The sequence below is a fragment of the Chryseobacterium jejuense genome (assembly GCF_017877355.1).
Taxonomy (GTDB): Bacteria; Bacteroidota; Bacteroidia; order Flavobacteriales; family Weeksellaceae; genus Chryseobacterium; species Chryseobacterium jejuense_A.
In genome coordinates this window covers 157,187-163,631 of the sequence record NZ_JAGIPR010000010.1, presented here as the reverse complement: position 1 = coordinate 163,631, position 6,445 = coordinate 157,187, and the positions used below count along the sequence as shown (strand labels likewise).

Sequence of the window (6,445 nt, the reverse complement as noted above, 5' to 3'; positions counted from 1 at the left end):
TCGCTGTATTCCTGTACAGGGAATGCTATTTTTTTTGAATCCATAAGAGTGACTGTTTTTATGATTTTATAGTCAACTTTTTTCAGGACGAGACATAAACAAAAATAAGCCGTCTCATTGAGACGGCTTATTGTATTTATTTATCTGAATATTATTTCAGCTTTTTCTTAACAGCTACTTCTTCGTAAACTTCAAGAATATCTCCGATTTCAATATCGTTATAACCTTTTAAGTTCAATCCACATTCGTAACCTTTTGTTACTTCTTTTACATCATCTTTGAAACGCTTCAAGCTTTCAAGTTCTCCGTCAAATTTCACAATACCATCTCTTAACAAACGTACTTTAGACTGTCTTGTTACTTTTCCGGTAAGAACCATACAACCTGCAATTGAACCAACTTTAGAAATCTTGAATACCTCACGGATTTCAACATTACCAATTACCTGCTCCTGAATTTCCGGAGAAAGCATTCCTTCCATTGCTTCTTTTACTTCATCGATTGCTTTATAGATTACAGAATAGGTTCTGATCTCAATTTCTTCACGGTCTGCAAGTTCTTTCGCATTAGCACCGGCTCTAACGTTGAATCCAATGATAATTGCATCTGATGCAGCCGCTAAGTTGATATCAGATTCTGTGATCTGTCCAACACCTGAGTGAAGGATTTTCACGCTGATTTCTTCTGTTGATAATCTTTGTAACTGGTCAGAAAGTGCTTCCACAGAACCATCCACGTCACCTTTAAGGATAATATTCAATTCTTTGAATTCCCCTAAAGCAATACGTCTACCTAATTCCTCAAGCGTTGTATGTTTTTTCGTTCTGATAGAAAGTTCTCTCTGAAGTTGTTCTCTCTTGTTTGCAATAGCCTTACCTTCACTTTCGTCAGCGTATACACGGAATTTATCACCAGCTGTTGGCGCTCCGTCTAAACCTAAGATCGTTGCAGGAATTGAAGGTCCTGCTTCCGCAAGGTTCTTCCCTCTTTCATCAAGCAAAGCTTTTACTTTACCGTGATTTTTACCTGCTACCACATAGTCTCCCACTCTTAAAGTTCCGGTTTGTACTAGCATTGTAGCTACATAACCTCTACCTTTATCTAGTGATGCTTCAATAACAACACCATTTGCAGTACGATCTGGATTCGCTTTTAATTCAAGCATTTCGGCTTGTAATAAAACTTTCTCCAATAATACATCTACATTATTACCAAATTTAGCTGAAATTTCCTGCGCCTGAACATTTCCACCCCATTCTTCCACTAAAACCGGAGGGTTTAAACCTGAAAGTTGCTGACGGATGTTATCTGGGTTAGCATTTGGCTTATCAACTTTGTTAATAGCAATAATCATTGGTACCTGTGCAGCCTGTGCGTGGGCAATTGCTTCTTTCGTCTGTGGCATTACATCATCATCGGCTGCAATTACAATAATCGCAATATCCGTGATCTGTGCACCTCTTGCTCTCATCGCTGTAAACGCTTCGTGACCCGGTGTATCTAAGAATGTAATTCTCTGACCATTTTCCAATTTCACATTATAAGCACCGATGTGCTGGGTAATACCTCCGGATTCACCTGCAATTACGTTAGTTTTTCTAACATAATCCAGTAATGAAGTTTTACCGTGGTCAACGTGCCCCATTACAGTAACTACTGGCGCTCTTGATACTAAGCTTTCTTCTGTATCAATTTCATCTTCCGATTCTGTATCTTCAAGATCTGCATCAGAGAATTCAATTTTATAACCGAATTCATCAGCTACTAATAATAAGGTATCTGCTTCCAGTCTTTGGTTCATGGTAACCATTACCCCCAGTGAGAAACATGCAGAAATTACTTCAGTTGGAGAAACATTCATTAAGCTGGCTAATTCACCTACTGTAATGAATTCTGTTACTTTAAGAGTTCTGTCTTGTGCTTCAAGCTCTTGCTGACGCTCATCCTGCTCTCTTCGGTAAGTTCTCTTATCTTTTCTGTGTTTCGCGGATTTAGATTTACCTCCTTTATTAGTAAGTTTTTCTAAGGTTTCTTTGATCTGGTTTTTAACTTGTTCGTCAGTTAATTCAACTGGCATAACTCTCTGACCAGGTCTGTTGTTTTGCCCCCCTTTTTTGAAGCCACCACCAGCTTGACCACCTGGACGGTTTCCACCTTGGTTATTCCCGAAACGGTTTCCGCCTTGACCACCTTGACCTTGTGGACGATTTCCTTGTCCACCTTGTCCTTGACGGTTTCCACCTTGTCCACCACCATTATTATTGTGAGGACGGTTTCCACCCTGGCCACCTTGGTTATTTCCAGAGTTTTGATTGTTTCCACCTTGGCCTTGGTTATTCTGACCTCCACCACCTGGCTTTTCAATTCTCTTTCTTTTCTTTTTAGCACCAGCACCTGGTTTTGGTGCAAACTGAGTTAAGTCAATTTTTTCACCTACGATCTTAGGACCGTCCAGTTTCTGATAAACAGTTTCAATTTTTTGAGGTTCCTGAGATTCAGGTTCAGCCTCCACTTTTGGAGCTTCTATTTTTTTCTCTTCTACCACTGGTTTTGGAGTTTCTTTTACAGGTTCAACCGGTTTTGCTTCTTCTTTTTTCTCCTCCATTTTTGGTTTGTCTTTTTTCACAGGTCTATTTCTAGATTCTATCTGAGACAAATCAATTTTATCCAAAACTTTAAATTCCTGCTTTTCAGGAGCAGCTTTAACTTCCGGTTCTTCTTTCACTATTACTTCTTTCTTTTCTTCAACCGGTATTGCTACAGGAGCAGCAGGTGTTTCTTCAACCTCAGGCTTAATAGGTTCTAAATCTATTTTACCTAAAATTTTAGTTTCTGGTTTATTTGCTTTAGCTCTTATCACTTCAGGGGTTTTCTTCTCTTCAATTTCCAGCTTTTCTTCCGGAACTTTAGTGATCACCACCTCATGGGAAGCCTTTCTTTGTTCGCCATCTTTGGCAAACTCAGCTTCCAATGCAGAATATGCCGATTCTTCCAATTGAGCGTTAGGATTGCCTTCAACTTCGAAACCCCTTGACTGTAAAAACTCTACTAATCTGGACATCGAAATATTGAATTCCTTAACCGCTTTATTTAATCTAATTTTTGGCATCTATATTATTTACTGTTTTTTAATTTTTAAAATTAAAGTATTTCCTTTTTACTGTCTTATTAAGATTTATTTCACATCTTAATCTTCAAATTCTTCTCTCAGAATACGTTTAACCTCTTCAATTGTTTCTTCTTCAAGGTCAACCATATTTAAAAGACTCTCAGTTTCTTTATCCAATACTGATTTTGCAGTCGTAAGACCTACTTTCTTAAACTCATCCAAAATCCACTGCTCGATATCGTCATTAAATTCTCTCAATTCAACATCGTCATCCTCGCTGGACTCCCTGTAAACATCAATCTCATATCCTGACAACCAAGAAGCCAGTCTGATATTTTGTCCTTGCTTTCCAATTACTTTAGAAATCTCTTCAACAGGAGTATATACTAACGCATAGTTAGCATCTTCGTTGATATCAATTTTATTGATGGTAACATTTCCTAAAGCTCTCTTCACCAAAATCTCAGGGTTTTTAGACCACTGAATAACATCGATGTTTTCATTTCTCAACTCTCTTACTACTCCATGAATTCTGGATCCTTTCACACCCACACAAGCTCCTACAGGATCAATTCTGTCATCATAAGCATCTACTGCGATCTTCGCCTTTTCTCCCGGAATTCTCACTACCTTTTTCAGAATGATAGTTCCGTCTTGGATTTCAGGAATTTCCAGCTCTAATAATTTCTCTAGGAATTTAGGTGCAGTTCTGGAAATAATAATCTGCGGTTTTGAACCTTTAAAATCTACTGTCTCAACAATAGCTCTGATATTCTCACCCTTTTTAAAGAAATCGGATGGGATCTGGTTTTCTTTTGGTAAAATGAATTCATTTCCTTCGTCATCTAACAAAATTACATGTTTGTGACGGATGTGGTGGATTTCACCCACAACAATTTCACCAATTTTATCTCTAAACTGTTCGTACAGCATTGCATTGTTATGCTCCTGAAGTTTTGTAGCCAGGATCTGCTTTAGGGTAAGAATATTTCTTCTTCCCAATTGTGCAACAGGAATTTCCATTGTAAAGTCTTCTCCTACTTCGAAGGTAGGATCAATCTTCTTCGCTTCAGAAATTTCAATTTCCAAATCATCATCTTCAGACATTTCGTCCTCTACAATTGTTTTATTCAAAAATATCTGAAAATCTCCTTTATCCGGGTTTACAATCACGTCAAAGTGGTCATCTGAATCGAATCTTTTTCTCAAAAGTGTCTTCAGTGAATCTTCAATAATTGCCATAAGATCAATCTTACTGATCCCCTTTTCGTCTTTAAAATCACCAAAGGATTCAATCAACGCTATATTATCCATCTATTCTTTTTTCTTTTTTAAAATTTAATTACTACTAATGCCTTTTTGATATCAGTGTAAGGAATTTCTTTTTCCTCTTCCACATCCACCTTTCCTTTCCCGATGTCTTTCGGTTTACGGTAACGTAAAACAAGAGTGATCTTCTCTTCGTCTACTTTTGACAATTCTCCTTCAATTTTAGAAGAATCCTCCAGCATCACCTCTATCTCTCTTCCTATATTTTTATTGAACTGTCTTGGCGTCACTAATGGCTCGCTTAATCCTGCAGACATCACCTGAAGGCTAAAATCATGCTCTTCACGATCCATATTGAATTCTATAGCACGGCTTGCGTCAAGACAGTCCTGCAAAGAAACTCCATTATCTCCATCTAAAATCACTGTAATATCATCCCCTGCAGAAATCTTAAGATCAATAAGGAAAAGATCTTTTCTAACCTCAAGGAATTCATTTAATAATTCTTCAATTCTTTTCTTAAACTCCATACATTCTTTTATCTTGATTTACAGTACGAAAAAAGGCTTTCTTGCGAAGCCTTCCCATTTTTTCCGTAAATCCATTGCAAATATACGCTTTTTTTCCAAAAACGCAAAATTATCTTATTATCAAGCAAATAGAACAAAATTCATTTACATTAAATTAAACAGGCACTTGAAGGTATTTTTATTATTTTTGTCTTTGAATTTAAAAAAACAAACATTTTGAATATAACGATTGTAGGAACAGGTTATGTAGGGCTAGTTACAGGAACTACGCTTGCAGAACTTGGCAATTCAGTATACTGTGTTGATATTGATGAAAAAAAAGTAGAAGGTATGAAAAACGGCATCGTTCCCATCTATGAGCCGAACCTTGAAGAGATGTTTCTTAGAAATATCCAATCTGAAAGATTATTTTTCACTACCAATTTAAAAGAAGCTTTAGACAAAAGTGAAGTGATTTATCTGGCATTACCTACTCCTCCAGGAGAGGATGGTTCAGCAGACCTTTCTTATGTATTAAAGGTAGCAAATGACATTGGAGAAATGATGACCGAGTACAAGGTTGTTGTGAACAAAAGCACCGTTCCTGTAGGCACTGCAGACAGAGTAAGAGAAGCTATATCTTCTAAAACAGACATTCCTTTTGATGTTGTTTCTAATCCTGAATTTTTAAGAGAGGGTTTTGCTGTTGAAGATTCTATGAACCCTTCAAGAGTAGTTGTAGGTGCTAGTTCTGAAAGGGCTAAAGATATTATGGCTAAAATTTACCAGCCATTTACCAATATAGGAATCCCAATTATTTTCATGGATGAGAAATCATCTGAACTTACAAAATATGCTGCCAATTCATTCTTAGCGGTAAAGATTACCTTTATGAATGAAATCGCCAACTACTGTGAAAAAGTGGGTGCCGATGTAGATAAAGTAAGATTAGGAATGGGTAGTGATGACAGAATCGGGCACAGATTCCTGTTCCCGGGAATCGGATATGGTGGAAGCTGCTTCCCTAAGGATGTAAAAGCCCTTATAAAATCTGGAAAACAGGAAAATTTCAACTTCCAGATCCTGGAAGCTACAGAAAATGTAAATACTTCGCAAAAGGTAATTCTTGTCTCTGAAATTGAAAAATACTTCGGAGGGAATATTGAAGGAAAAAAGATCGCCATGTGGGGACTTGCCTTCAAAGCCAACACAGATGATATCCGGGAAGCATCTTCTTTAGACAACATTGCTCTTTTATTAGAAAAAGGCGCAATAATTGTAGCTTATGATGCAGTTGCCGAAGCTAATGTTCAAAAACTTATGGGAGACAAAATCCAATATGCTAAAGGAATGTATGATGCTCTGGAAGGTGTAGATGCTTTATTCATTGCTACAGAATGGCCTGAGTTCAAAAATCCTAATTTTGAGCTTATGGCTAAAAAAATGAAAAATAAAGTTATTTTTGACGGAAGGAATATGTATCCTTTAGAAATTCCAGAACAAAACGGATTCTATTATAAAAGTATAGGTAGAAAAACAATTACAAAATAAAGAAAAG

The 6,445-nt window shown here is 37.0% G+C and carries 4 protein-coding genes; 1 reads left to right on the top strand and 3 read right to left on the bottom strand.

All coding sequences use genetic code 11. The annotated features are described in order from the left end of the window. Window positions 1-151 precede the first annotated feature (151 nt). From infB to rimP, 3 genes are all read right to left on the bottom strand, one after another. On the bottom strand, window positions 152-3,109 hold the full coding sequence (gene infB / locus J2772_RS18955; RefSeq protein WP_209919473.1) for a translation initiation factor IF-2: 2,958 nt from the start codon (window positions 3,107-3,109) through the stop codon (window positions 152-154). Window positions 3,110-3,187: 78 nt separating this feature from the next. Beyond that, a complete protein-coding gene (nusA, locus tag J2772_RS18950) occupies window positions 3,188-4,423 on the bottom strand; it encodes a transcription termination factor NusA (RefSeq protein WP_209919471.1) in 1,236 nt (411 codons plus the stop codon). Between the two features lie 17 nt (window positions 4,424-4,440). Further along, window positions 4,441-4,908, bottom strand: coding sequence for a ribosome assembly cofactor RimP (gene rimP / locus J2772_RS18945; RefSeq protein WP_209919470.1), 468 nt, complete (start codon window positions 4,906-4,908; stop codon window positions 4,441-4,443). Window positions 4,909-5,124: 216 nt separating this feature from the next. Here rimP and J2772_RS18940 point away from each other — a divergent pair, with 216 nt between their 5' ends. Then, window positions 5,125-6,438 (top strand): UDP-glucose dehydrogenase family protein, encoded by a 1,314-nt coding sequence (locus J2772_RS18940; RefSeq protein WP_209919468.1) that lies wholly within the window; start codon window positions 5,125-5,127, stop codon window positions 6,436-6,438. Window positions 6,439-6,445 lie beyond the last annotated feature (7 nt).